Here is a 25,002-nt window from a genome sequence, read left to right on the forward strand (position 1 = left end):
GACCTTTAAAAAGGCATTATATTTATCTTAATTTACATCCAAACCCTAAAATTTCAAATCATGAAAGTGATTGTGTTTATTTCCGTTCTGTTTTGTTTAAGTGCTTGCAGTAGCCCTCCATCCGAAAAAGAGGATATGACCGCTATTAAAAACTTAATGGAGATTCAAGAAAAGGCCTGGTCCAATTATGATTTGGAATCTTTTATGGGAACCTATATAAAATCGGATTCGTTGACGTTTTTCAGTGGTAGTAAGGTGACCACGGGATGGGAAAGTACTTTGAAAAATTATAGAGAAAGATACCCTACAAGGGAACATACAGGTACCTTGGAATTTACCCTGCATAATATTTCAAAGATAAGTGAAGATGCTTATTGGGTAATGGGCGAATATCATTTAACTAGAAAAATGGGAAATGCCAATGGTACCTTTATGGTGATCGTTAAACGAATTAATGGGGAATGGAAAATAGTTGCGGATTCTTCTTGCTGAGACCAATTGTTTAGAGATCATAGACTAGAACCTTCTATTTGGGGAAAAACCATAGATATCCATAGATGTTTTTTTATCAGATATTATTTCCGAAACCAGTTTACCGCTAACAGGACCAAGACTCCAGCCCATCATGGCATGCCCGGTGGCTATGGTTAAATTTTTTAGGGAACTGCTCTTTCCAATATACGGTAGACCGTCCGGGGTTACTGGGCGTAATCCACTTTTTGCATCGGCTTTTTCCGCTTTGCTGATTTGGATGTCCGGATAAAACCCGGAGGCAGCTTTGGCTATGGCCTCTACCCGCTGTTTTCTTATGATATTGTTGATTCCCGAAAATTCCATGGTACCTGCAAAACGGGTATATTCTGTCATTGGTGTTACCGCCACCTTGGCTTCCATCAAAATGGCCGGAATGGTGATTCCGGTGGGTCTGGGAACATTTATCCTATAACCCTTCCCTGCCTGTATGGGAAGCTTTATTTTCAATTTCTTTGATAAATTATCGCTCCAAGAGCCAGCTGCCAAAACAACTTCTTCAGGGGAATAGTCATTCTTATTGGTAGTTACCTTTATTATTCGACCATTTTCTGTGGATAAATCTATTACCTCTTCATTAGTCTTAATAATTACCCCGATTCTCTTTAAATATTCCAGCATTTTTTTCATGAACTCGGTTGGAGTGGTATGTCCGTCACACTCATAATGAATAGCACCTTTGACATTCATGGTAACATTTGGCTGAAGTGTATCCAGTTCTTTTTTGTTCAAAGAGCTAACCTCTAGGCCTAAAAAGGAAGCCTTTTTGGCTACTTGCATTTCATGTTCACCTTCCTTATCGGTTTTATAAAGCATTAATAGCCCCTTGCGTTCCAGTTGAAAATCCCCTAGATCCCCGGAATTCTTTATGGATGAATAGAGTTCCCTGCTAATTAGGTTGATTTCCTTGATCAATGGTATGGCCTTGGCAACTTTTTCTTTAGTGGAGGATTTGTGGAAATACCAAGACCATTTAAAAAAATCTGTATCCCAGCGGGGTTTCATGTAAAATGGACTGGCCGGATTGAACATCCATTTAATTCCTTTTGAAATCATTCCCGGAGAGGCCAAAGGAACTATATGGCTAGGGGTAATATACCCGGCGTTCACAAAAGAGGCACCGGATGTAATGTCCGATTTGTCAAATACGGTAACTTTATGTCCTTCCTTATGCAAAAAGTAGGCGGAACAGAGTCCTACTATTCCCCCACCTATGATCAATACGTCTTTTTTCATTTATTATATTACTTGAAAACCGTGGGCATAGGGATCTTCATCGTCAATAATGATATTGTTATAGCCGTAAACCTGTGCCCAACCTTTAATACTGGGGATAATGGCCTTTATTCCCCCCAAAGAAGTTTCTTCTTCGATATTGCCAATAAATTGGGACCCAATAAAACTTTCATGTATAAAATCCTCCCCAACTTTCAGTTTGCCTTTGGCATGCCATTGTGCCATTCGGGCAGAAGTACCTGTGCCACAGGGCGACCTATCTATGGCCTTATCCCCATAGAAAACGGCATTCCTTGCAGTAGCCTCTGGTGAAATAGTGTTGCCGGTCCATTGTATGTGGCTTACGCCATTGATGGTAGGGTTTTCTGGATGGATAAACTTGTCGGGGTATTTCAGATTTATCTTTTCCCTTAATTCCTGACTAAATTGGATCAACTTACCAGCAGAGTACTCCTGAATTCCCTTAAAATTCTTCTGGGGGTCAATAATAGCATAATAGTTGCCACCGTAGGAGATATCAAAAATAAGTTCCCCTAAAACTGAACAATTCACGCTGAGTTCGGAGGCTGCCAGGTATGATTTAACATTCGTTAATTTTACCCAATCTACTTTTTTTTCCGTTTGTTGGAATTCAATATTTACCAAGCCCGCTGGGGTTTCCATTCTAATTTTTCCAGGTTCCTTGGGGGATAGTAGACCTTCCTCAATACCTATGGTTATTGCCCCTATAGTGCCGTGCCCGCACATGGGAAGGCAACCGCTTGTTTCGATAAACAGGATTCCAAAATCGTTTGCAGGATCGGAAGGAGGGTAAAAAATACTTCCGCTCATCATGTCATGCCCGCGAGGTTCAAACATTAGTCCTTTTCTAATCCAATCGAACTCCTTTATAAAATGCTGGCGTTTTTCGCTCATGTCCTTGCCCAACAGATCTGGTCCTCCCCCGGCAACCACCCTAACGGGATTCCCACAGGTATGGGCATCCACACAAAAAAAGGTTTTTCTGGCCATTAAACTAAATATTCTTCTTGGTATGCTCTCCGTTCAATAATCTCATGATCCCCAAAGGGTTATTATTTTTCAGGGCCTCCGGCAATAATTCCTCGGGCCAACTTTGGAAGGATACTGGTCTTACCCATCGTCTTATTGCAGAAGTTCCAACCGAGGTAAATCTACTGTCCGTTGTGGATGGAAATGGACCTCCATGCATCATGGACGGACAAACTTCTACTCCTGTGGGCACCCCGTTGAAAATGATACGCCCTACCCTATTTACCAATGCATTTACTACCTCTGAGCTGCTTTTTATTTCGGCTTCGGTCCCAAGGATAGTTCCGGTCAACTGTCCCTCCAAATGTTGGATTACGGTAGCCAATTCTTCTTTGTCCTGGCATTGGACAACCATTGAAAACGGTCCAAAAACCTCTTTGTGAAGAACGGGATTGTCCAAAAAGTCCTCAGCAGCAACGGTCAATATTTTTTGTTCAGCAAAATTGGGGGCAACCTCTCCTTTAAAAGCAGCTACTTCTGCTGTTTTGGGTTGAGAGGACAATTCTTTTTTGCCTTTTTCATAGCCTGCATAGATATTGGGATGCAGCATGCAAGTTGGTTCCAATTTTTCTATTTCAGTACTTAAGCTAGATATAAAACCATCTAAGGCTTCACTTTTTATGCCTAGGATAAGGCCTGGGTTAGTACAAAATTGTCCTGCTCCCAACACTATGGATCCCGCGTATTGGGCAGCCCATTCGGACCCTTTTTGTTCCAGAGCAGATGGTAGCACCACCACTGGGTTAATGCTGCCCATCTCGGCAAATACCGGAATAGGCTCCTTTCTTTGCGATGCCAATCTATAAAGTGCCATACCTCCATTGGTACTTCCTGTAAAACCTACGCCTTTCACCTTTGGATGCATGGTCAACAATTGTCCTACCTCGGAATCGCTACTGTTTAAGTTGGAAAAAACACCATCGGGCATTCCTGTCTTTTTGGCGGCTTTGGCAATGGCCGAGGCTACCAATTCTCCAGTTCCTGCATGCATTGGGTGACTTTTTACTATCACTGGGCAGCCTGCTGCCAAGGCACTGGCGGTATCTCCACCTGCGGTAGAAAAGGCCAATGGGAAATTGCTAGCGCCAAATACGGCAATAGGGCCAATAGGAAGCAACATTTTTCTAATGTCTGCCTTTGGCAACGGCTCCCTATCTGGCTGAGCTGTATCTATAGTGGCCTCTACCCAAGAACCCTCCTCCAATAAGGTGGCAAAAGCCCGCAGTTGTCCCATGGTCCTCCCTCGCTCTCCTTTAGCCCTGCCTTCAGGCAATCCTGATTCCTGGACATAGACTGAAATCAATTCATCGCCCAGAGCTTCAATTTCATTGGCAATAGCCTTTAGAAATTCGGCTTTTTTTAGGTCAGAAAATTTGCCATATGTTTCAAACGCTATCGCTGCTTTTTCCACGGCGGCATTCACCTCTTCTTGGGAAGCCTCATGGAAAGTCCATTCGGTAGGTTTGTTTAATTTTGGATTGAAAGTTGAATATGTTCTACTGTTCTTGGCCGATGTATCTACTCCAATATAGTTTTTCCCTGTAATCATTATGAATTTATATTATAATTATATGCTCAAATAAGTTTTTATTTACTTTACTAAAGTAACACTTTAGCTGGTTTTTCCTGTTATATTTAGGTTAAACCAGTTCTGGTTTATAATCCGGAAGGCTTGGCCTTGTCTTTATCCCTTGTTCAATAATTTTTAAGACCCTTTTCCTTTCCTCTCCTTGGAGGGGTAATCTTGGAGCTCTTACCAGCTCTGTTCCAATTCCGGTAGCGACTTCGGCCAATTTTATATTTTGGACCAATTGAGGATTGATGTCCAGTTCCAATAAAGGTAAAAACCATCTGTAAATAGTCAAGGCTTCTTTTATTTTTTCAGCTTTGGCCAAACTGTAAATGGCTACAGTTTCTGCAGGAAAGGCACAGACCAGACCAGCTACCCAGCCGTCGGCACCCATGAGGATACTTTCCAGTCCTAAGGTGTCTACGCCTGTCAACACCTTTAAGCGGTCGCCAAATCTATTTTTAATCCTTGTAATGTTCGAGATATCCCGGGTAGATTCCTTTACAGCTTGAATGCTGGGCATGGTCAATAATTCCTCGAACATATCCAGAGTTACCTCTATGCCATAATCTACAGGATTGTTGTATATCATTATTGGGAGATCGGTGCTTTTGGCTACTTCTTTAAAATAGGTTACCGTTTCAAAATCATTGGCCCTATAACGCATTGGAGGCAGCATCATTAAACCACTGGCCCCATATTTTTTTGCTTTAGAGGCAGCCTCAATAGCACCTTTGGTGGTTTGTTCCGCTATGTTTATGATTACAGGTATTTTACCGTCAACAATTCTTACCGTCTCTTGTATCAATACCTTCTTTTCATCATCTGTCAGGGTGCTGGCCTCTCCAAGTGTACCGCCCAAGATAATAGCACTGACCCCAGCTTCCAGCTGTGCTCGAATATTAAGTTCGAACATTTTTAGGTCCAAGGTGTCGTCTTTTGTGAATTTCGTGGTAACCGCTGGCATTACGCCTTCCCATTTTATTTGCATGACTATAATTTTTACAATGAATTACAAATTTAATACAAGCCTGGACCTTAATATAGACGAATGTTAGCCAAAATTGAGAGAATATTAACTTATTGGGCATTCAACATAGAGATATTCCGGATTAAAAACTTTTTGTTCCAAAACTATTTCCAAATATTTGGAGATCTAACAGGTCTTTATCACAGTTTTACTCCATTATCGAGATTAAAACCTGCCTGCCCGTATCCATTCAGGCGGGCCTGCCCGTTCCGTTTAAGCGGACGTGGAAATCTAAAATAAGGGTTCTTTCAATGCTTCGCGGGCCTGCCTTTGTCGGTCAGGCAGGCTTGACCCGAGGTAGTTTACTCATAATCCATTTAAGCTTCGTAGAATTCACTTCGTGTTACAGTCCAAGCAGTTTTATAAAAATACTAAGATTCTTTCTTAAAGATTTCCCTATTTTTGGAAAATTCCGAATTAATTAAAAATAGCTGAATGAAAAAGATACTGTTTGTTGCGTTAGGACTTACCATGGCCTGCAACTCATCGCAAAAAACCATTTCCCAACAAATTGAACCGGTAAAAACTAGTGTAGACCCCCGGATTTATGCTGAATCCATTACGGAGGCAGAATTAAAGGAACATCTTTATACTTATGCTTCTGACGAATTTGAAGGTAGGGATACAGGAGAGCCGGGGCAAAAAATGGCGGTGGAATATCTCAAGGCAGAATATGTAGAGCTCGGCATTCCTGCTGCCCAAGCTGATGGAAATTACTTTCAAAATGTTCCTTTGGTCATAGGTAAATTACCTAAGGGATCTGTTACCATAAACGGGAAGGAATACGGGAATGGTGAAGGTCTATTGACCTTTTCAGCTGCGAGTGGCAGCTATGATAATATTGTTTATGTAAGCTATGGTATAGAAGAAGAGGATTACTCGGATTATACCAACGTGGATGTAAAGGGTAAAATAGTTTTGGTTAAGGCAGGGGAGCCTATGAATGAGGATGGTACCTATACCCTATCCGGCACTAATGAAAAGTCCGTTTGGAGCAATATGTCGGAATCCTTAGGAAAAAGAATGGAATTGGCTGCAAGTAAAGGTGCCATTGGGGTAATGTATTTTGACGAGGGCAACTACGGTCGCTTTAAAAATAGGTTTAATTTTATGCAGAGCAAGGATAGCGGAAGTATGGGATTGAAGGATGAGGTCCAAAATGATTTTTTCAGCTTTTTTATCGATAGCATGGTGGCCAACGCCATTCTCCCAAATATTTTATCGGAAAATACTTCCAAAAACGTTTCCGCCAAATTGATGCTTAATATTGAAAGTGATAGTCAGGATGTGGAATCAGAGAACGTAGTTGCTGTAATCAAAGGTTCTGAAAAGCCTGATGAGTATGTTATCATTTCGGCACATCTTGATCATGTTGGGGTAAACAAGGAGGGGGAGATTTTTAACGGTGCAGACGACGATGGTTCTGGAACCGTTGGTCTTTTGGAGATAGCCGAAGCTTTTAAGAAGGCTGCAGATGAAGGGCATGGTCCAAAACGATCCGTTGTATTTCTTCATGTCACAGGTGAGGAAAAAGGACTTTTGGGATCAAAATATTACGCCGATCACGACCCTGTTTTTCCTTTGTCTCAAACGGTGGCCGATTTAAATATTGATATGATCGGGAGAATAGACCCTAACCGCACTGGGGACAGGAATTATATTTATCTAATCGGTTCGGATAAGTTGAGCACGGAACTTCATGAGCTATCCGAAGAGGTCAACAGAAAGTATATGAATATTGAATTGGACTATACTTTTAACGACGAAAATGATCCCAACCGTTTCTACTATAGAAGTGATCATTACAATTTTGCGAAAAATAATATTCCTATCATATTCTACTTTAATGGAACCCATGCCGATTATCACCAACCAGGGGATACCCCGGACAAAATAAATTACGACCTACTGCAAAATAGGACCAGGCTGGTTTTTTACACCGCTTGGGAAATAGCCAATAGGGATGCCCGTCTAAAAGTCGATAAGGCTGCTAGATAAAAAAAAGACTTTTTTTAATTCAGGTAATAAAAGGTGGATGAACTGGTTTTGTCCACCTTTTTTTTGTCGGCTATTGGCGTTTTTTATGTTGCTGGAGGGCTTAAAGATCACGGACCCCATATTTGGGATAGACGCCCAAATTCCAAATCAAAAATAGAATGGGTTATATTCCAAACATTCATCAACTTTTATGTTGGACATCGTAATTATTCCTATAATAATTTCAATGATTTACAAGATAGTCTTAATTTTGCATGCTAGTAAAAAAGTAGGCAATTTGCCTGTTTACGAATATTAAATCTAAGATCATAAATCATAACCCTATAAAATGAAGAAAACGTTATTTGATAAAGTATGGGATTCCCATGTTGTTCATAAGATTGAAAATGGGCCGGATGTATTGTTCATAGACCGTCACATGGTCCATGAAGTTACTAGTCCGGTAGCATTTTTGGGTTTAAAAAGTAGGGGTATTCCAGTTATGTATCCAGGGCGTACTTTTGCTACTGCAGACCATAACACTCCTACCATTAACCAGCATTTGCCGGTTAAAGATCCACTTTCCGCCAATCAGTTAAAAGCTTTGGAGGAAAATTCCAAGGCCCACGGTATTTCCTATTGGGGGCTTGGGCATGAAAAAAATGGAATTGTACATGTGGTAGGTCCCGAATACGGAATTACCCAACCTGGTGCTACCATTGTTTGTGGTGATTCGCACACCTCTACCCATGGTGCTTTTGGAGCAATTGCATTTGGTATTGGAACTTCCGAAGTGGAAATGGTATTGGCTACCCAATGTATTATGCAACAGAAAGCCAAATCTATGCGTATCAATGTAAATGGAAAACTTAGTAAAGGCGTTACCCCAAAGGATGTGGCTTTGTATGTAATTTCCAAATTGACAACCTCCGGTGCAACAGGATACTTTGTGGAATATGCTGGTGATGTTTTTAGAAACATGACCATGGAAGGCCGTATGACCGTTTGTAACCTAAGTATTGAAATGGGTGCCCGTGGAGGCATGATCGCTCCTGACGAAAAAACTTTCGAATATATCAAAGGACGCGAATTTACTCCCGTTGGTGCCGACTGGGATAAGGCCATGGAATATTGGAAAACACTTAAAACGGATGAAGGTGCTTCTTTTGATAAAGAAATTACTTTTGATGCTGCAGATATAGAGCCAATGATTACCTACGGAACGAATCCAGGAATGGGTATCGGAATTTCCAATGGTATTCCACAGGCCGAATCTGTGGAAGGTGGTGTTGCCACTTATAAAAAATCACTTCAATATATGGCCTTTAATGAGGGCGATAACATGATTGGAAAGCCAATCGATTTTGTGTTTTTGGGTAGTTGTACCAATGGCCGTATTGAGGATTTTAGAGCCTTTGCTTCCATAGTTAAGGGCAGAAAAAAAGCAGATAATGTTACGGCTTGGTTAGTACCTGGATCCCATAAAGTGGAATCGGCTATCAAGGAAGAAGGAATTTTGGACATTTTGCAGGAAGCTGGTTTTGAATTACGCGAGCCAGGATGTTCTGCGTGTTTGGCCATGAACGATGATAAAGTACCCGCAGGGAAATATGCCGTCAGTACCTCGAATAGAAATTTTGAAGGTAGACAGGGCCCTGGGTCAAGAACACTTTTGGCAAGTCCGTTAGTGGCAGCTGCCGCGGCCGTGACCGGAAAGGTAACGGATCCAAGGGAGTTGATGCAGGAGGAATTGGTTTAAGACGTCAAAGTACTTTTGGCAACAAATAGATCATGAATTAGAAATTATGGCGATTAAAATATTACCCGTTGGAAATTGCTGCCGGAGGGTTTTGTGGAAGTCAAATTAATTTTGCAATAAAATAAAGTTTAATTTTCGTTTTGCGCTAAGCGCTGAGCACATAAGTTTAAATAACATGGCATACGATAAATTTAATATACTTAAAACAACAGCAGTTCCACTTCCAATAGAGAATGTGGATACAGATCAAATAATTCCGGCCCGTTTTCTTAAGGCTACGGAACGTAAAGGTTTTGGGGATAATCTTTTCAGGGATTGGCGCTACAATCCGGATAATAGTCCAAAAGAGGATTTTGTTTTAAACAATCCTACTTTTAGTGGTAAAATATTGGTAGGTGGCAAAAACTTTGGATCCGGTTCCTCTAGGGAACATGCCGCTTGGGCAGTTTACGATTATGGATTTAGATGTGTGGTATCCAGTTTTTTTGCAGATATTTTTAAGAACAACTGTTTAAATATTGGTGTATTGCCGGTCCAGGTAAGTGCTCCGTTTTTAGAAAAAATATTTGAGGCCATCTATGCGGACCCAAAAACCGAATTGGTAGTCAATTTGCCGGAACAGACCATTACGTTGACAACTACTGGGGAATCCGAAAGTTTTGACATCAACGATTACAAAAAAGATAATATGCTTAACGGCTTTGATGATATTGATTATCTTTTGAACATTAAGGAGAATATTAGGGAATTTGCCGAAGATACTCCATTGTAAAGTATTGGGTAGTAGTAAATGTACCTCATATTAAGTGAAGGTTCACCTTCGTCTTGATATGCTACAGAGGCATTTTACTGTTTTTAGTTATTGGACAATAGAGATACGGTTACTAGTTCTGCATAAATGAAACGAAGAATAATTGAAATAATGGACACCACCCTTCGGGATGGCGAACAGACCTCAGGGGTGTCCTTTTCGGCATCCGAAAAGCTTACCTTGGCTAAGTTATTGTTGGATGAGTTGAATGTAGATAGAATTGAAATTGCTTCTGCCAGGGTATCGGAGGGAGAACTTTCAGCGGTGCAACAGATAACCGAATGGGCCAAAGCAAAAGGGTATCTAGACCGTGTTGAGGTATTGACTTTTGTTGATGGTGGTGTTTCTATTGATTGGATGAAAAAATCCGGGGCCAAGGTCCAGAATCTTTTGACCAAAGGTTCTATGAATCACCTAACACACCAGCTTAAAAAAACTCCTGAGCAGCATTTTAAGGAAATTGCGAATACCATAGCCGAAGCCGCTAAGGAAGGTATTTCTACCAATGTATATTTGGAGGACTGGAGCAATGGCATGCGAAATTCTAAGGAGTATGTGTTCCAATTTTTGGATTTCCTATCTGCACAACCCATAAAAAGGGTTTTGTTGCCGGACACTTTGGGAATTCTTACCTACACCGAAACTTATAAATATATATCGGAAATAGTACAGCGTTATCCCACAATGCATGTTGATTTTCATGGGCATAACGATTATGATTTGAGTGTTTCCAATGTAATGGAGGCCTTAAAAGCAGGTTGCCATGGACTTCATTTAACAGTAAACGGTATGGGGGAAAGAGCGGGCAATGCTCCAATGGCCAGTGCCATTGCGGTTATTAACGATTTTATGCCCGAAATAGAGGTCGCCGTTAACGAGTCTTCCCTCTATAAGGTAAGCAAATTGGTATCCGCTTTTACTGGATTTGGAATTCCCGCCAACAAGCCAATTGTAGGAGACAATGTGTTTACTCAAACAGCTGGAATCCATGCAGATGGAGACAGTAAAAAGAACCTTTACTTTAATGACTTAATGCCAGAGCGATTTGGTAGAAAGCGCAAATATGCCCTAGGTAAAACCTCGGGAAAAGCCAATATTCAAAAGAATTTGCAGGAGCTTGGACTAACACTTAATGATGATGAGTTAAGAAAGGTTACTGCCCGTATTATAGAATTGGGAGACAAAAAAGAAAAGGTAACCAAAGAAGATTTGCCTTATATCATTTCCGATGTGTTGGACAGTGACACCTATCAGCAAAAGGTTTTTGTGAAATCTTATGTGCTTACGCATTCGAAAGGTTTAAAGCCCTCCACTACCCTAGCCCTCGAAATTAATGGAGAACTTATAGAGGAACACGCTCAGGGAGACGGGCAATATGATGCCTTTATGAATGCCTTGAGAAAGGTCTATAAATCTAAAAAATTGGACTTGCCAACTTTGGTGGATTACGCAGTGCGAATTCCGCCAGGCAGTAATTCAGATGCCCTTTGTGAAACCATTATTACATGGAAAAGGGGTGATAAGGAATTCATTTCCAGGGGTCTGGACTCTGATCAAACTGTTTCAGCCATAAAGGCCACCGAGAAAATGTTGAATATAATCTAGGAAAAACACAAACAATTATAACCAAGCCAGTCGAATAAACGTTTGGCAAAAAGCAAAACTGAATGAAATTAAATATTGCCCTTTTAGCAGGAGATGGAATAGGTCCTGAAGTAATTGATCAAGCGGTAAAAGTATCGAACGCTATAGCCAAAAAATACAATCATGAGATTAATTGGACACCGGCCTTAACCGGTGCTGCCGCAATTGATGCTGTAGGGGAGCCTTATCCAGACGAAACCCATGCCGTTTGCGAGGCAGCAGATGCTGTTTTATTTGGCGCCATTGGGCACCCAAGATTTGATAACGACCCCTCTGCTAAGGTTCGTCCGGAACAAGGGTTGTTGAAAATGAGACAAAAATTAGGTTTGTTTGCCAATGTTAGGCCTACTTTTACTTTCCCGTCACTTATAGATAAATCCCCTTTGAAACGAGAGCGTATAGAAGGGACAGATCTAATAATTCTAAGGGAGCTTACCGGAGGTGTCTATTTTGGAGAGAGAGGCAGAAAAGACAATGGAAATACTGCCTTTGACACCATGACTTATACCCGAGCAGAAATTCAACGTTTGGCCAAGAAGGGTTTTGAAATGGCTATGGCCAGGTCAAAAAAGTTATGTTGTGTAGATAAGGCCAATGTTTTGGAATCTTCCAGATTGTGGAGAGAGACTGTACAAGCTATGGAAAAGGATTACCCAGAAGTTACCGTTTCCTATGAATTTGTTGATGCGGTGGCCATGAGATTGGTACAATGGCCAAGCTCTTACGATGTTATGATCACGGAAAATCTTTTTGGAGATATTTTAACGGATGAGGCTTCTGTTATCTCTGGATCAATGGGATTAATGCCATCGGCTTCTGTGGGTACCAAGACCAGATTGTACGAACCAATACACGGATCTTACCCGCAGGCTGCAGGAAAGGATATTGCGAATCCTCTAGCTACCGTTCTATCTGCAGCTATGATGTTCGAAGATTTTGATTTAAAGGAGGAAGCACAGGACATTAGGGATATTGTGAACAAATCTCTGGCAGAAGGTGTTGTTACCGAAGATTTGGCAGAAGGAGGCAAAGCTTTTAAGACCAGTGAAGTTGGCGATTGGTTGGCAAAGAATATATAGTACAAATGTCATTCCTGTGTAGACAGGAATCTATAAAAAGAGGGCAGCTAATTACAATTAGCCGCCCTCTTTTATGATATAAGGTTTTTTTTCCGAACCTTAGGAGTTGAACGCCATTTTTCTTCTAGTGTTGACTGCTCTATTCTTGGAAAACACTATGATCAATACGGCAATGGTTATCCCGGTACCTGCCATTAGGGCCCCGACCAAACTTGCGGATGTAAAACCAAACCCCATGGCTATTGGTAATCCCGCAAAGAATGCTCCTGAGGCATTCCCCATATTAAAGGCACTCTGGTTCATGGAAGATCCCAACATCTCAGATCCTTTGGAGGCCTTTATAATGGCCAATTGTATTGGGGTTCCTACCATAAAGGACACGATTCCTATTATAAAGGTCAAAATTAGTATGGCTACAGGGTTTGCGGCAACCAAAAAGTTGATCAACAGTACCATTACCATTAAGGACAAGCTGATGATAACAGCTTTTAATGGACTAAATATCTCTGCCATTTTAGCACCAATAAAGTTTCCGAATACCATTCCTACTCCGGCCAAAATCATGGCATAACTCACCATACTCTCGGAATGTCCGGATACATTGGTCAACAAAGGGGCAATATAGCTATACCAGGCAAAGAATCCCCCAGTCCCGATGGTGGTAAGTAATATGAGCAGCCAAATTTCCACTCTTTTAAAAACCTTCAAATCCTTGAAGAATCCCTCAGAGGAGGATTTTTCCATTTTTGGAATCCAAAAGTAAATACTGAGCAGCGCTATAATACCAACAATACCTACTAATAAAAAGGAAAGGTTCCAATTGTAATGATGCCCGAGGTAAGTACCTATTGGGACACCTATTACATTGGCAATGGTTAAACCGGCAAACATAGTGGCAATTGCCTGTGCCGCTTTTCCTTCTTTAGCCAACTTTCCTGCCACTACCGCACCAATTCCAAAAAATGCCCCATGTGGCAATCCCGATAGGAATCTCGTAATCATTAAAGAAGTATAGTTTGTAGAAAAAGCTGAAAGTGTATTGAAAACCGTAAACCATATCATTAAATACAGCAACACTTTATGTGCTGGCCATTTTCCGCTCATAGCTGTTAAAGTGGGGGCGCCAATTACCACTCCCAAGGCATAGGCCGATATAAAATGACCTGCTTGAGGTATGCTTATCTGTAGAGAATTGGCCACGTCCGGGAGAATACCCATTATTACAAACTCGGTCATCCCTATACCAAAGCCTCCTACCCCTAGGGCAAGTAGCGCTTTATTGTTTGATTTGTCCATATTCATAATATTATCATTTAGAACATTAATACAGGTACAATATTACTACAAGGTATTTTCCCATGGCTATGGATAATTAACCTATTTATATTCATTTATATCCTGCAAAAAAGCGGCAAAAGTAATACTATTTGCTCAAATACTGTGTGTTTACAATGGTTATTGCGTTTTATTGGGAAACATTTAAGACATATTGGGTGCTGCTTGTTTTATGGAATTTTGAATCTAAATGTTTCATCTGTGACAACCAATAGGCTTAATTTCGTCAAGGAGAGTGTTAGATAATTTTTTGTATGAATATTAAAGATGCCTTTATTGCCGTTGCATGGCCTGTTAAATTTCAAAGACTATACGATTTGGAGATATTAAACGTTGATACCTTATAATAACTTAAGTATTTTCCTACAAATTAAAATACCATGAAAATATATCAGCATAAAATACTTCAACTTGAAGACCTTGATCATTTGGATTTGGATTTTATTCCTGATGTATTTTTTCTCTTCGCATCACCCACCTTTAAAGGAACGAAAGAATTTGTTGCCCAACTAGCTAATAAATATACCAACGCTAATTTAATAGGATGTTCCACTGCAGGTGAAATTCTAGGGAATGAGGTGTTGGATTCAACCATTGCCTTAACGGCAGTAAAGTTTGAAAAAACTATAATCCGTATAGAAGAAGTAGATTTGGTTTCGCATAATCTGGATAGTTTCGATGCAGGAAAGGCCTTGAGCACTAAGTTAATGGGACCAGATTTGAGACATATATTTGTATTAAGTGATGGACTTGTTGTAAATGGGGCCGAATTGGTAAAGGGACTACATAAGGATATGGACAAGTCCGTAAGTATCACTGGTGGTCTGGCCGGGGATTGTTCAAACTTTGAGAATACCTTTGTCATTTCCGGAAATCAAGTGTCTTCCCAAAAGATTGTAGCCCTAGGATTATATGGCCCGGAATTAAGTATTGGATTTGGATCCAAGGGTGGATGGGACAGTTTTGGTATTGAAAGATTGGTTACAAAATCCAAAAATAATGTGCTGTATGAATTGGATGGGCAACCCGCTTTGGAATTATATAAGTCATTTTTGGGTGACATGGCCAAGGATTTACCGGGTTCCGGACTTTTATTTCCTTTGAGCATGAGGGATGAGGATAATCAAATACCAGTGGTAAGGACCATTTTATCTGTTGATGAGAAAAGTGGAAGTCTCACTTTTGCCGGAAACATTCCCCAGGGTTCTTATGTAAGATTGATGAAAGCCAATATTGATAGAATTATAGGAGGTGCGGAACAATCGGCAATAACTGCCAAGAAGAGTACGGAAGATCAGCATCAATTGGCATTTTTGATAAGCTGCGTAGGAAGAAGATTGGTTATGAAACAATTGGTGGAGGAAGAAGTAGAAGCAGTAAATGAAGTATTTGGAAACGATATTTTCACCACAGGGTTCTATTCTTACGGGGAAATTGCTCCCTTTGATAAGTTTTCGCCATGTACCCTGCACAATCAAACTATGACGATAACAACCTTTTCTGAATGAGCAATAATTACCATAGACTACTCAAAAGACAGTTAAAAAAGATAGATTTGGATGATAGTACTCTGGATCTTATCACCCCTTTATTGCATCAAGTCAATGAAGCATATAAGGCGTTTGACAGTGACTTGGAGCATATAGAGAATGTCTTGGAGAAAAGTTCCCAAGAACTTTTTCAAACCAATCAGCAATTAAAGAATAATATTGAGTCCATTAGCGGGCAGTTGTCAAAAGTGGCAGGTAACATTAAGGATGTTATTTTTGAAATGGATTTGAACGGCAATTGGTCCTACCTTAACCCTGCCTGGAGAAAGTTGACCGGATTTAAGGTAAAAGACTGTTTAGGAAAACCTTTCTACCAATTTTTGAAGGATGATGAGGGTGAGGATTACAAAGATCTTTTAAATCTAAAGGCCCCTAATTTTAAAACCACGAGTAAAATATTTAAGTCCCAAACTATCGATGGCCAACATAAATGGTTGGATTTTTCCATAAAGGTGATAATGTCGGAAGAAGGAAAAATTGAAGGTTATATTGGTGCAATTGTAGATATAAGTAAGATAAAGGAAACGGAATTGGCTTTAATAGAAGCTAAGGAGAAAGAGTCGATGGCCAATAAGGCCAAAGATGAGTTTTTAACCACTATGTCCCATGAGATTAGAACCCCTCTCAATGCAGTTATAGGAATAAGTCACTTGTTGCTTTTGGAAAATCCTAAAAAGGAGCAGTTGGAAAACCTAAGTACGCTAAAGCATTCATCGGAACATTTATTGTGTTTGGTAAATGATATTTTAGACTTCAATAAAATTGCCTCGGGCCAATTGGAATTGGAAGAACGAAATTTTAGCTTAAATCAAGTCCTAAATGGTTTACAGAGTATATTCCACAATACGGCCAAAGAAAAGGATCTTAGGCTAATTGTTAAAAAGGATACCACCCTTCCAAAAACATTTATCGGGGACAGTACTAGATTATCCCAAATCCTGACAAATCTGGTCAGCAACGCCATAAAATTTACCGATGAAGGCAAAGTTACCGTAGATATAGAGGCATTGGAGATTGCCGAGGAGTATTATGTTGTAGAATTTATGATCACCGATACTGGAATTGGGATCCCTGAAGATAAACGAGATAAAATATTTCTTTCGTTTGCACAGGCTAATTCCGATACCACTAGAAAGTACGGGGGTACTGGCTTGGGTCTGGCCATATGTAAGCGACTACTGGAACTTATGGACAGCGAGCTAAAATTGGAAAGTGAAGTTGGTAAGGGATCTACATTTAGTTTTAAGTTAAAATTACAAAAAAGCACAAAGTCAGATTATGCGGAAGATATATATGCCTTTGATGCCAAGACCATACATCAGCAAGAAAATTTGAAAGGTGCTAGAATACTGGTAGCCGAGGATAACAAGGTGAATATTATGGTTATTGAGAAGTTTCTCTCCAAATGGCAGGTTGATTTTGAAATAGCCGAAAATGGCCTTATAGCCCTTAATAAGGCCATGGAGAATACCTACGACATGATTTTAATGGATCTACAAATGCCTGTAATGAATGGTTTTGAAGCTAGTAAAGCAATACGGGAATCCAGTAATCCGCTGAACAAGGTTATGCCGATCTACGCCCTATCAGCTTCCACCGGAATGGATATTAAAAATCAATTGGGACAATACGGAATAAATGGTCTAATATGCAAACCTTTTAATCCTACCGAATTGTTTAAAACATTGACATCTATACTGCAACAAAAATATATTCTATAGTCATCTGTACAGATGTGAAATTAAAAAACTAAAGCCCACGAGATAAATATCAAGTTGGGCTTTAATTTTTATAAAATTTTCAAGTTCCAATAAACCTAAAATAAAATATCGGCTATAGAATATAGTCGGTACTTATAAAGTTGGACAATTTTGATTCTAATAACTGTTCTACGGTTTCGGTGTTTAGATCGTTATCCTTAAAGGCAACAAAAGTCCTTATGGAAAAGGAACGCAAGGCATCATATACACTTAAAGTGGCTTGGGCAGAATCTTTTCGTCCCGTGAACGGATATACATCCGGGCCACGTTGGCATGAACTGTTTAGGTTGACCCTACATACCAAATTGACCAAGGTATCTATTAACGGAGCTATGGCATATACATCCCTACCGAACAAACTAACTTGTTGTCCATAGTTGGATTCGGCCATATCATCCAAGGGTTCTTCTATATCCTTAAAGGTCACGATCGGAATTACCGGACCAAATTGTTCCTCCTGATATACCCGCATTTCTTTGTTCACCGGAAATAGCACTGCTGGCCATATGTAATTATCGGAATGCGTCCCCCCCTTTTTGTTCAATATTTTAGCTCCTTTCTCCCTGGCGTCATCTATTAATTCTTGAATATAGGCAGGTTTGCCAGGTTCTGGCAGCGGAGTTAACTTAACACCGTCTTCCCATGGGTTTCCAAATTTTAGGGCATCTACCCTTTGCGAAAATCGTTTGTTAAATTCACTGGCAATATCCTCGTGGACATAGATTATTTTTAACGCTGTACAACGCTGTCCGTTAAAGGATAAGGTGCCGGCAATACACTCGTCTATGGTCAAATCCAAATCTGCGTCGGGCAGTATTATCGCCGGATTTTTTGCTTCCAATCCAAGCACCAAACGCAGTCTGTTGCTTTTAGGATGCTGGTTTTGCAGGGCATTGGCCGATTTACTATTACCGATCAAAGCCAATACATCTACTTTCCCTGTTTTCATGATTGGTGCAGCCACTGCCCTACCTCTACCAAATACAATATTTACGACCCCTTTTGGGAAACTGGATTGAAAAGCTTCCAATAATGGAGTAATCAAGAGAACCCCATGTTTCGCAGGCTTAAAAATGGTAGTATTCCCCATTATTATAGCAGGAATAAGCAAGGCAAAAGTTTCGTTTAAAGGATAGTTGTATGGTCCTAAACAGAGTACGACCCCAAGAGGTCCCCGTCTAATATGGGCATAAACACCATCGTTTTTTTCAAATTTGGCATTATCCCTGTCAAGTTGTTTGTAATCCTCAATGGTGTCTTTTATGTACTCTACCGTTCTGTCGAACTCCTTTTGGGAATCAGGAAGTGATTTTCCGATTTCCCACATTAAGAGTTTTACAATTTCATCCCTTTTGGTCTGCATTTTGCCTACAAAAATCTCCATGCAGTCTATGCGTTCCTTAACGCGCATGGTCGGCCAAATTCCCTTGCCCTTGTTATAGGCCACCAGCGCTGCATCAAGGGCCTCCATAGCTTCTTTTTCCTCCATGTCCGGAATACTTCCCAATAAGGTTGGCTCGTATTTTTCCGTGCTGGATATGGTGGAGTAGACCTCAGTGGTTTTCCCGTTCCAAGGCCTTAATTCTCCATTGACCAGATAGGTTCTTTGATGGATGGCCTCGTTTATAATATATTCAGAAGGTATACTCGATTTGCCCATAAGTGATTCTTTTTTGAAAAATGAAATTATTAAAATTAAACTCTCAGACCACTAAATTAAGAAAAGGAGAATTTTAATTCCCTATAAAATATATGGAATATTTGTAGTAAAGTCACGAAAAGGCTTTCGCAGCTTGCAATATCATAAAAATCGTACTAAATGTTATTAGATTAAGTACTGAAATAAATCCGGCTTATCGTTGATGTAGTCGCCAAAAAAGTTGTTTTCCTTCATCCTTTTGATAAGCGGGGCCAAATCTTCTGAATTTTTTAATTCTATTCCCACCACGGCCGGGGCATTCTCCCTACTAGATTTTTTTGAATATTCAAAATGGGTAATATCATCTGTTGGACCCAAAATATCCACAACGAATTCCTTCAACGCACCAGGTCTCTGGGGAAAGCGTATAATAAAATAGTGTTTTAATTTGCCGTATAACAAAGCACGTTCCTTTATCTCGGCCGTACGCGTAATATCGTTGTTACTACCACTTACAATGCAGATCACGTTTTTACCTTTTATTTCTTCCTTGTAATCGTCCAGAACGGTAATCGTAAGGGCTCCTGCCGGTTCCACAACTATGGCGTCCCTGTTGTAAAGATCCAAAATGGTCTGGCAAACCTTGCCCTCTGGAACAGTCACCATATCATAGAGGTTGTCCTTGCAAATATTAAATGTAAGATTGCCTACGCGCTTTACAGCAGCACCGTCAATAAATTTATCTATATGTTCCAGTTCTGTGTTAACCCCTTTTTCTATGGAAGTTTTCATAGATGGGGCGCCTTCCGGTTCAACGCCAATAATTTTTGTTTGTGGCGATAACGTCTTGAATACGGCACAGAGGCCCGAGGCCAAACCGCCACCACCAACAGCCACAAAGATGTAGTCTATTGGTTTCTTGGTCTGTTCCAGTATTTCCAAACCAACCGTAGCCTGACCTTCAATTATTTTTGGGTCGTCAAAAGGATGGATATAAGTCTTTTTCTCTGCGGCACAGAATTCTTTGGCCGCATTTGAGGCATCATCAAAGGTATCACCCTCGAGTACTACGGTTACCCAATCCCCTCCAAATAACTTTGTTTGCTCAACCTTTTGTTTTGGCGTTACTGAGGGCATATATATTGTACCGGGTATTCCTAAGTAATTGCAGGCAAAAGCTACGCCCTGGGCATGATTGCCAGCACTGGCACATACTACACCATTCACAGTTTCGGCCTTGGTAAGGGAGCTAATTTTATTAAAGGCCCCCCTTATTTTATAACTTCTTACCCGGTGTAAATCTTCCCTTTTCAAAAGAATATTGGCATCATAGGTCTTGGAATATCTAATGCTCTGCGTCAATGGAGTGATATCCGCAACTTGCCTAATGGTTTCGGCCGCCTTCCTGATGTCTTCTATTTTGGGAAAATAAGATTTCATAAATGCATATATAAACAAAGGCCTGCCGAGTTAATTAAACTTGGCAGGCCTTTTAAATTAGTTAAGTTTAATTATACTATAGGTTTCATAGCGGTCATGGATGCTCGCAACCTAGCTCCAACTATCTCTACTGGATGTTCACGTAAAGCCTTGTTTACAGCAATGAGTTTTGCGTTATCGACACTTAGATGTTTTTGGTCGGCAAAATGTTTTCCAATTACATCGGTATCGATTTTTTTCATGAAATCGGCCAATAAAGGCTTACAGGCATGGTCAAACAAATAACAACCGTATTCTGCTGTATCGGAAATTACCCTGTTCATTTCGAATAATTTTTTTCTAGCAATGGTGTTGGCGATCAATGGAGTTTCATGAAGCGATTCGTAGTAAGCAGATTCTGCAATGATGCCAGATTCTGTCATAGATTCAAAAGCCAGTTCCACACCTGCTCTAACCATAGCTACCATGAGTACGCCATGATCATAAAATTCCTGTTCAACAATTTTATCGGATCCCGCAGGAGTTTTTTCGAAAGCGGTCTCTCCAGTTGCGGCTCTCCAAGTCAATAGGTTTTTATCATCGTTGGCCCAATCTTCCATCATAGTTTTGGAGAAATGGCCGCTCATGATATCATCCATATGCTTATGGAAAAGTGGTCGCATAATATCCTTTAATTCTTCGGATAGTTCAAAAGCCTTAATTTTTGCGGGGTTGGACAAACGATCCATCATGTGGGTAATACCTCCATATTTAAGACCTTCTGTTATGGTTTCCCATCCGTACTGAATTAATTTGGAAGCATATCCCGCGTCCATTCCTTTTTCAATCATTTTATCAAAACAAAGAATGGAACCTGTTTGCAACAAGCCACATAAGATGGTCTGTTCACCCATTAAATCGGATTTTACTTCGGCAACAAAGGAAGACTCCAAAACACCGGCCTTATGACCACCAGTGGCAACTGCGTAGGCTTTTGCCTGTGCCAAACCTTTATCTTGAGGGTCATTGTTTGGGTGCACTGCAATTAGGGTAGGAACACCAAAGCCTCTTTTGTATTCTTCACGTACTTCAGATCCTGGACACTTTGGAGCTACCATTATAACCGTCAAATCCTCACGGATCTGCATACCTTCCTCTACAATGTTAAAACCGTGAGAGTAAGATAAGGTAGCACCTTTTTTCATTAGGGGCATAACGGCGGAAACTACACTGGTATGTTGTTTGTCCGGAGTTAAATTAATAACCACATCGGCTGTCGGAATTAGTTCCTCGTAGGTCCCAACATTAAAACCGTTCTCACTTGCATTTATAAAAGATTGTCTTTTTTCTTTTATAGCCGCACCTCTTAGGGTGTAAGAAATGTCCAATCCGGAATCGCGCATATTCAGACCTTGGTTAAGTCCTTGAGCACCACATCCAACGATTACAATTTTTTTCCCTTTTAAAGCGGATACACCATCAGAAAATTCTGAAGATTCCATAAACCTACATTTTCCTAATTGAATAAGTTGTTCCCTTAATGATAGTGTATTAAAGTAATTTGCCATTTTTTAAACTCGATTTTATATCCCGATTCTTCTCGGGGTTGGTTATTGATTAAACTCTTTTAGTAATGAGGAAATTTTCATTTCCGATTTTGTCACCGCTATCCTTCCAGAACGCACAAACTGCATAATTCCATAGGGTTTCAATTGTTGATACATTTCATCAATCTCATTTCTTCTACCACTCTTTGCCAGCACAAAAAACTCCCTGGATACCGTTACAATTTGGGAATTACTATCCTTAATGATATTTTGTATATTTCGTTCATCGAACAACAAGGTAGAAGCTACTTTAAATAATGCCGATTCCTGATAGATGGTTTCTTCATCGGTATGGTAATAAGCTTTGATGACCTCAATTTGTTTTTCCACCTGTCCTACGATATTGCGGACCCAATCTTCAGTAGTATATACCACAATGGTAAACTTGGACACGTGGTCTATTTCCGATTTAGAAACATTTAAGCTTTCAATGTTTATATGACGTTTTAAAAATATCCCTGATATTCTGTTCAGCAATCCTACACTATTTTCGGAGTATACTGAAATTGTAAACCATTTATTTTCCATCTCCTAATCCCAATCCCCTATCCAAAATATTGGTTCAAGGGGAATTTAAATTAATAATTATTTTATTTTTTTACTGCGATAATTAAACCCGTGGACCAATTCATTTTGGTAACAACTAAATCTTGTCTTTCTTCAAGGTAATTAACCAATCTATTAACGTTTTCAAAATGTCCTTCGGGCCAGTTGGGCTGTTGGTTTAGATCATCCACTACGTAAAATCCTCCAACATTGATTAGATTTAATAATTCATCCAACTCGCTGTACTTTCCTGGCCAAGCATCCGCAAAGACTAAGTCGAATTTTTTTCCTCTATAATTTTTTATCCATTCACTACCATCTTCGCAAATTATTTTTACCCTAGCATCCTGTCCAAAGTAATTCTTTGCAATTTCACTAAGCTTAGAGTCGTTATCAATGGTAAACAATTCTGAACCTTCATTCATTCCAGCTACCATCCAAGAAAGTGAAAGACCTATTCCCGTTCCCAGTTCCAAGAATCGTGAATTAGGTTTAGAGGCAATCAACGACTTAAGCAGTACCCCAATATAAAGATCCGAGGGCATAGTAAAACCGATCTCCTTGGATTTTTTTTCTATATCTGCATAGTGCATAGGTCTGTCTGAAATATCTAAATCGTTCATTTGACTACTTTTAATTATAAATGCCGCTTTCTATTTATTTCAAACGAATGTCCGATACTGACGCCCCTGAAGGAATCATAGGAAAAACATTGTCCTCTTTTTCTACCTTAACTTCCAAAAAGTAAGCATCTTTGGAGGCCAACATTTCTTTAATGGTAGCCTTTAAATCTTTTCTCTCACTAATGCGCTTGGATTGTATATGGTAACCTTCCGCAATCTTTACAAAGTCTGGATTTACCATTACTGTAGAAGCATATCTACTTTCAAAGAATAGTTCCTGCCATTGGCGTACCATTCCCAAATGGTCATTATTAAGGACCACGATCTTAACCGGGGTCTTGTTCTGGAAGATAGTGCCCAATTCTTGGATGGTCATTTGATATCCCCCATCACCAATAATAGCAACTACTTCCCTATCCATGGCTCCCATTTTGGCTCCGATGGCCGCGGGCAGGGCAAAGCCCATAGTTCCCAATCCACCAGAAGTAACATTGCTTTTGGTCTGTTTGAATTTGGCGTATCTGCAGGCAATCATTTGGTGCTGCCCAACATCTGTCACTATTATAGCTTTATGACCACTGGCAATATTGATTTCTTCAATAACTTCTGCCATGGTAAGTTTATCCTTGGTAGGATAAACGTCATTTTTAATGATCTGTTCAAACTCTATCTTATACTTTTCCTTAAACTCATTGTGCCAAGATTCATGCTTATTGGTTTTGATCATTGGCAGCAGTAGATCCAAGGTTACCTTGGCATCTCCCAAGACCGCTACATCGGCTTTAACATTTTTGTTTATTTCTGCAGGATCAATATCGAAATGGATAATTTTTGCCTGTTTGGCATAAGTATCCAAACTTCCGGTTACCCTATCGTCAAACCGCATACCAATGGCAATAAGAACATCACATTCATTGGTCAATAAATTGGGTCCGTAATTACCGTGCATCCCAACCATTCCCACGTTTAAAGGGTGATCGGTATCCATAGCCGAAAGACCAAGTATGGTCCAGGCAGCAGGAATACCAGCTTTCTCTACTAGGGTTTTAAGTTGCTCCTCAGCTTCGCCCAAAATAACACCTTGACCAAAAACGATAAATGGCTTTTTGGCAGCATTGATTAAATTGGCTGCTTGCTCTATAGCTTTTAGGTCCGGTTTAGGGTAAGGGTTGTAACTGCGAACCCCTTTACAATGCTCGTATGAAAAGTCGAATTCATCAATTTGTGCATTTTTGGTAATATCTACCAAAACTGGTCCCGGCCTACCCGATTTTGCAATATAGAAAGCCTTGGCCAATACCTCTGGAATTTCGGAGGCTTTGGTAACTTGGCAGTTCCATTTGGTTACGGGAGTGGAAATTCCTATAATATCTGTTTCCTGAAAAGCGTCAGACCCCAACAAGTGTCTAGCTACCTGCCCTGTGATGCAGACCATGGGTGTAGAATCTATCTGAGCATCGGCAATACCGGTAATCAGATTGGTGGCCCCTGGACCTGAGGTGGCCACGGCCACACCTACTTTACCGGTTACTCTAGCATAGCCTTGGGCAGAATGGGTAGCTCCCTGCTCATGTCTTGTTAAGATATGCGTTAGTTTATCCTGAAATTTGTACAATTCATCATAAAGGGGCATAATGGCCCCACCGGGATATCCGTAAATCAAGTCTACCCCCTCAGCCAATAGGCAATGAATAATAGCCTCTGCACCACTTATTCTTTTGGTGCTCTGCTTTGTTGACGCTGTTTTTTCCTTTTTCAATGTTTCCATAATTGTAGACCTAATCGGTTAACATACTTGGTATAAACCCCTTTTTAACTTCCTTGGGGAGTTACCGG

Annotated in this window: 19 protein-coding genes; 8 read left to right on the plus strand and 11 right to left on the minus strand. The window is 40.2% G+C overall.

Features of this window, described 5'->3' with window-relative positions; translation table 11 throughout:
• Positions 1 to 60: 60 nt before the first annotated feature.
• Positions 61 to 492 (plus strand): DUF4440 domain-containing protein, encoded by a 432-nt coding sequence (locus MWU84_RS19230; RefSeq protein ID WP_246904683.1) that lies wholly within the window; start codon positions 61 to 63, stop codon positions 490 to 492.
• A gap of 24 nt (positions 493 to 516) precedes the next feature.
• On the opposite strand, the gene MWU84_RS19235 is transcribed toward MWU84_RS19230, so the two are convergent.
• From MWU84_RS19235 to MWU84_RS19250, 4 genes are all read right to left on the minus strand, one after another.
• Entirely contained in the window at positions 517 to 1,767 is a 1,251-nt protein-coding gene (locus MWU84_RS19235; RefSeq protein ID WP_246904684.1) for an FAD-dependent oxidoreductase, read from the minus strand.
• 3 nt (positions 1,768 to 1,770) lie between these two features.
• Complete coding sequence (locus tag MWU84_RS19240; RefSeq protein ID WP_246904685.1) at positions 1,771 to 2,778, minus strand: 4-hydroxyproline epimerase; 1,008 nt, start codon at positions 2,776 to 2,778, stop codon at positions 1,771 to 1,773.
• Positions 2,779 to 2,782: 4 nt separating this feature from the next.
• Entirely contained in the window at positions 2,783 to 4,366 is a 1,584-nt protein-coding gene (locus MWU84_RS19245; protein WP_246904686.1) for an aldehyde dehydrogenase (NADP(+)), read from the minus strand.
• A 91-nt stretch (positions 4,367 to 4,457) separates the two neighbouring features.
• Positions 4,458 to 5,378, minus strand: a complete 921-nt coding sequence (locus MWU84_RS19250; protein WP_246904687.1) for a dihydrodipicolinate synthase family protein — start codon at positions 5,376 to 5,378, stop codon at positions 4,458 to 4,460.
• A 474-nt stretch (positions 5,379 to 5,852) separates the two neighbouring features.
• Between MWU84_RS19250 and MWU84_RS19255 the strand changes: the two genes are divergently transcribed.
• The 5 genes from MWU84_RS19255 to leuB all read left to right on the plus strand — a co-directional run bounded on the left by MWU84_RS19255 (position 5,853) and on the right by leuB (position 12,687).
• Positions 5,853 to 7,415, plus strand: coding sequence for a M28 family peptidase (locus MWU84_RS19255; RefSeq protein WP_246904688.1), 1,563 nt, complete (start codon positions 5,853 to 5,855; stop codon positions 7,413 to 7,415).
• 328 nt (positions 7,416 to 7,743) lie between these two features.
• Complete coding sequence (leuC, locus tag MWU84_RS19260; RefSeq protein ID WP_246904689.1) at positions 7,744 to 9,153, plus strand: 3-isopropylmalate dehydratase large subunit; 1,410 nt, start codon at positions 7,744 to 7,746, stop codon at positions 9,151 to 9,153.
• Between the two features lie 175 nt (positions 9,154 to 9,328).
• On the plus strand, positions 9,329 to 9,925 hold the full coding sequence (gene leuD, locus MWU84_RS19265) for a 3-isopropylmalate dehydratase small subunit (protein WP_246904690.1): 597 nt from the start codon (positions 9,329 to 9,331) through the stop codon (positions 9,923 to 9,925).
• 126 nt (positions 9,926 to 10,051) lie between these two features.
• The gene (locus MWU84_RS19270; RefSeq protein WP_246904692.1) at positions 10,052 to 11,569 is read left to right on the plus strand and encodes an alpha-isopropylmalate synthase regulatory domain-containing protein; all 1,518 of its coding nucleotides are present in this window, start codon (positions 10,052 to 10,054) and stop codon (positions 11,567 to 11,569) included.
• 62 nt (positions 11,570 to 11,631) lie between these two features.
• The gene (leuB, locus tag MWU84_RS19275) at positions 11,632 to 12,687 is read left to right on the plus strand and encodes a 3-isopropylmalate dehydrogenase (RefSeq protein WP_246904694.1); all 1,056 of its coding nucleotides are present in this window, start codon (positions 11,632 to 11,634) and stop codon (positions 12,685 to 12,687) included.
• A gap of 99 nt (positions 12,688 to 12,786) precedes the next feature.
• Here leuB and MWU84_RS19280 read toward each other — a convergent pair whose 3' ends face one another.
• Positions 12,787 to 13,983 carry an MFS transporter gene (locus tag MWU84_RS19280; protein ID WP_246904696.1) on the minus strand — a complete coding sequence of 399 codons (1,197 nt, stop codon included), beginning with the start codon at positions 13,981 to 13,983 and terminating at the stop codon, positions 12,787 to 12,789.
• Between the two features lie 419 nt (positions 13,984 to 14,402).
• Here MWU84_RS19280 and MWU84_RS19285 point away from each other — a divergent pair, with 419 nt between their 5' ends.
• Both MWU84_RS19285 and MWU84_RS19290 read left to right on the plus strand, forming a co-directional pair.
• Positions 14,403 to 15,530 (plus strand): FIST N-terminal domain-containing protein, encoded by a 1,128-nt coding sequence (locus MWU84_RS19285; protein ID WP_246904698.1) that lies wholly within the window; start codon positions 14,403 to 14,405, stop codon positions 15,528 to 15,530.
• Positions 15,527 to 17,293, plus strand: coding sequence for an ATP-binding protein (locus MWU84_RS19290; protein WP_246904699.1), 1,767 nt, complete (start codon positions 15,527 to 15,529; stop codon positions 17,291 to 17,293). Before MWU84_RS19285 ends, MWU84_RS19290 begins: the two co-directional genes overlap by 4 nt.
• 112 nt (positions 17,294 to 17,405) lie before the next feature.
• Here the strand turns inward: MWU84_RS19290 and MWU84_RS19295 are convergent, their stop codons facing one another.
• The 6 genes from MWU84_RS19295 to ilvB form a co-directional block, all read right to left on the minus strand.
• Positions 17,406 to 18,992: an NADP-dependent glyceraldehyde-3-phosphate dehydrogenase gene (locus MWU84_RS19295; protein ID WP_246904701.1), complete on the minus strand. Its 1,587-nt coding sequence runs from the start codon at positions 18,990 to 18,992 to the stop codon at positions 17,406 to 17,408.
• A gap of 165 nt (positions 18,993 to 19,157) precedes the next feature.
• Complete coding sequence (gene ilvA / locus MWU84_RS19300) at positions 19,158 to 20,411, minus strand: threonine ammonia-lyase IlvA (RefSeq protein WP_246904703.1); 1,254 nt, start codon at positions 20,409 to 20,411, stop codon at positions 19,158 to 19,160.
• A gap of 71 nt (positions 20,412 to 20,482) precedes the next feature.
• Positions 20,483 to 21,958 carry a ketol-acid reductoisomerase gene (gene ilvC, locus MWU84_RS19305; RefSeq protein ID WP_246904704.1) on the minus strand — a complete coding sequence of 492 codons (1,476 nt, stop codon included), beginning with the start codon at positions 21,956 to 21,958 and terminating at the stop codon, positions 20,483 to 20,485.
• A 42-nt stretch (positions 21,959 to 22,000) separates the two neighbouring features.
• On the minus strand, positions 22,001 to 22,525 hold the full coding sequence (gene ilvN, locus MWU84_RS19310; RefSeq protein WP_246904706.1) for an acetolactate synthase small subunit: 525 nt from the start codon (positions 22,523 to 22,525) through the stop codon (positions 22,001 to 22,003).
• Positions 22,526 to 22,587: 62 nt separating this feature from the next.
• A complete protein-coding gene (locus MWU84_RS19315; protein WP_246904709.1) occupies positions 22,588 to 23,166 on the minus strand; it encodes a class I SAM-dependent methyltransferase in 579 nt (192 codons plus the stop codon).
• 34 nt (positions 23,167 to 23,200) lie between these two features.
• Complete coding sequence (ilvB, locus tag MWU84_RS19320; protein WP_246904712.1) at positions 23,201 to 24,934, minus strand: biosynthetic-type acetolactate synthase large subunit; 1,734 nt, start codon at positions 24,932 to 24,934, stop codon at positions 23,201 to 23,203.
• Positions 24,935 to 25,002 lie beyond the last annotated feature (68 nt).

Source organism: Arenibacter sp. F20364 (assembly GCF_023015905.1).
Lineage (GTDB): Bacteria > Bacteroidota > Bacteroidia > Flavobacteriales > Flavobacteriaceae > Arenibacter.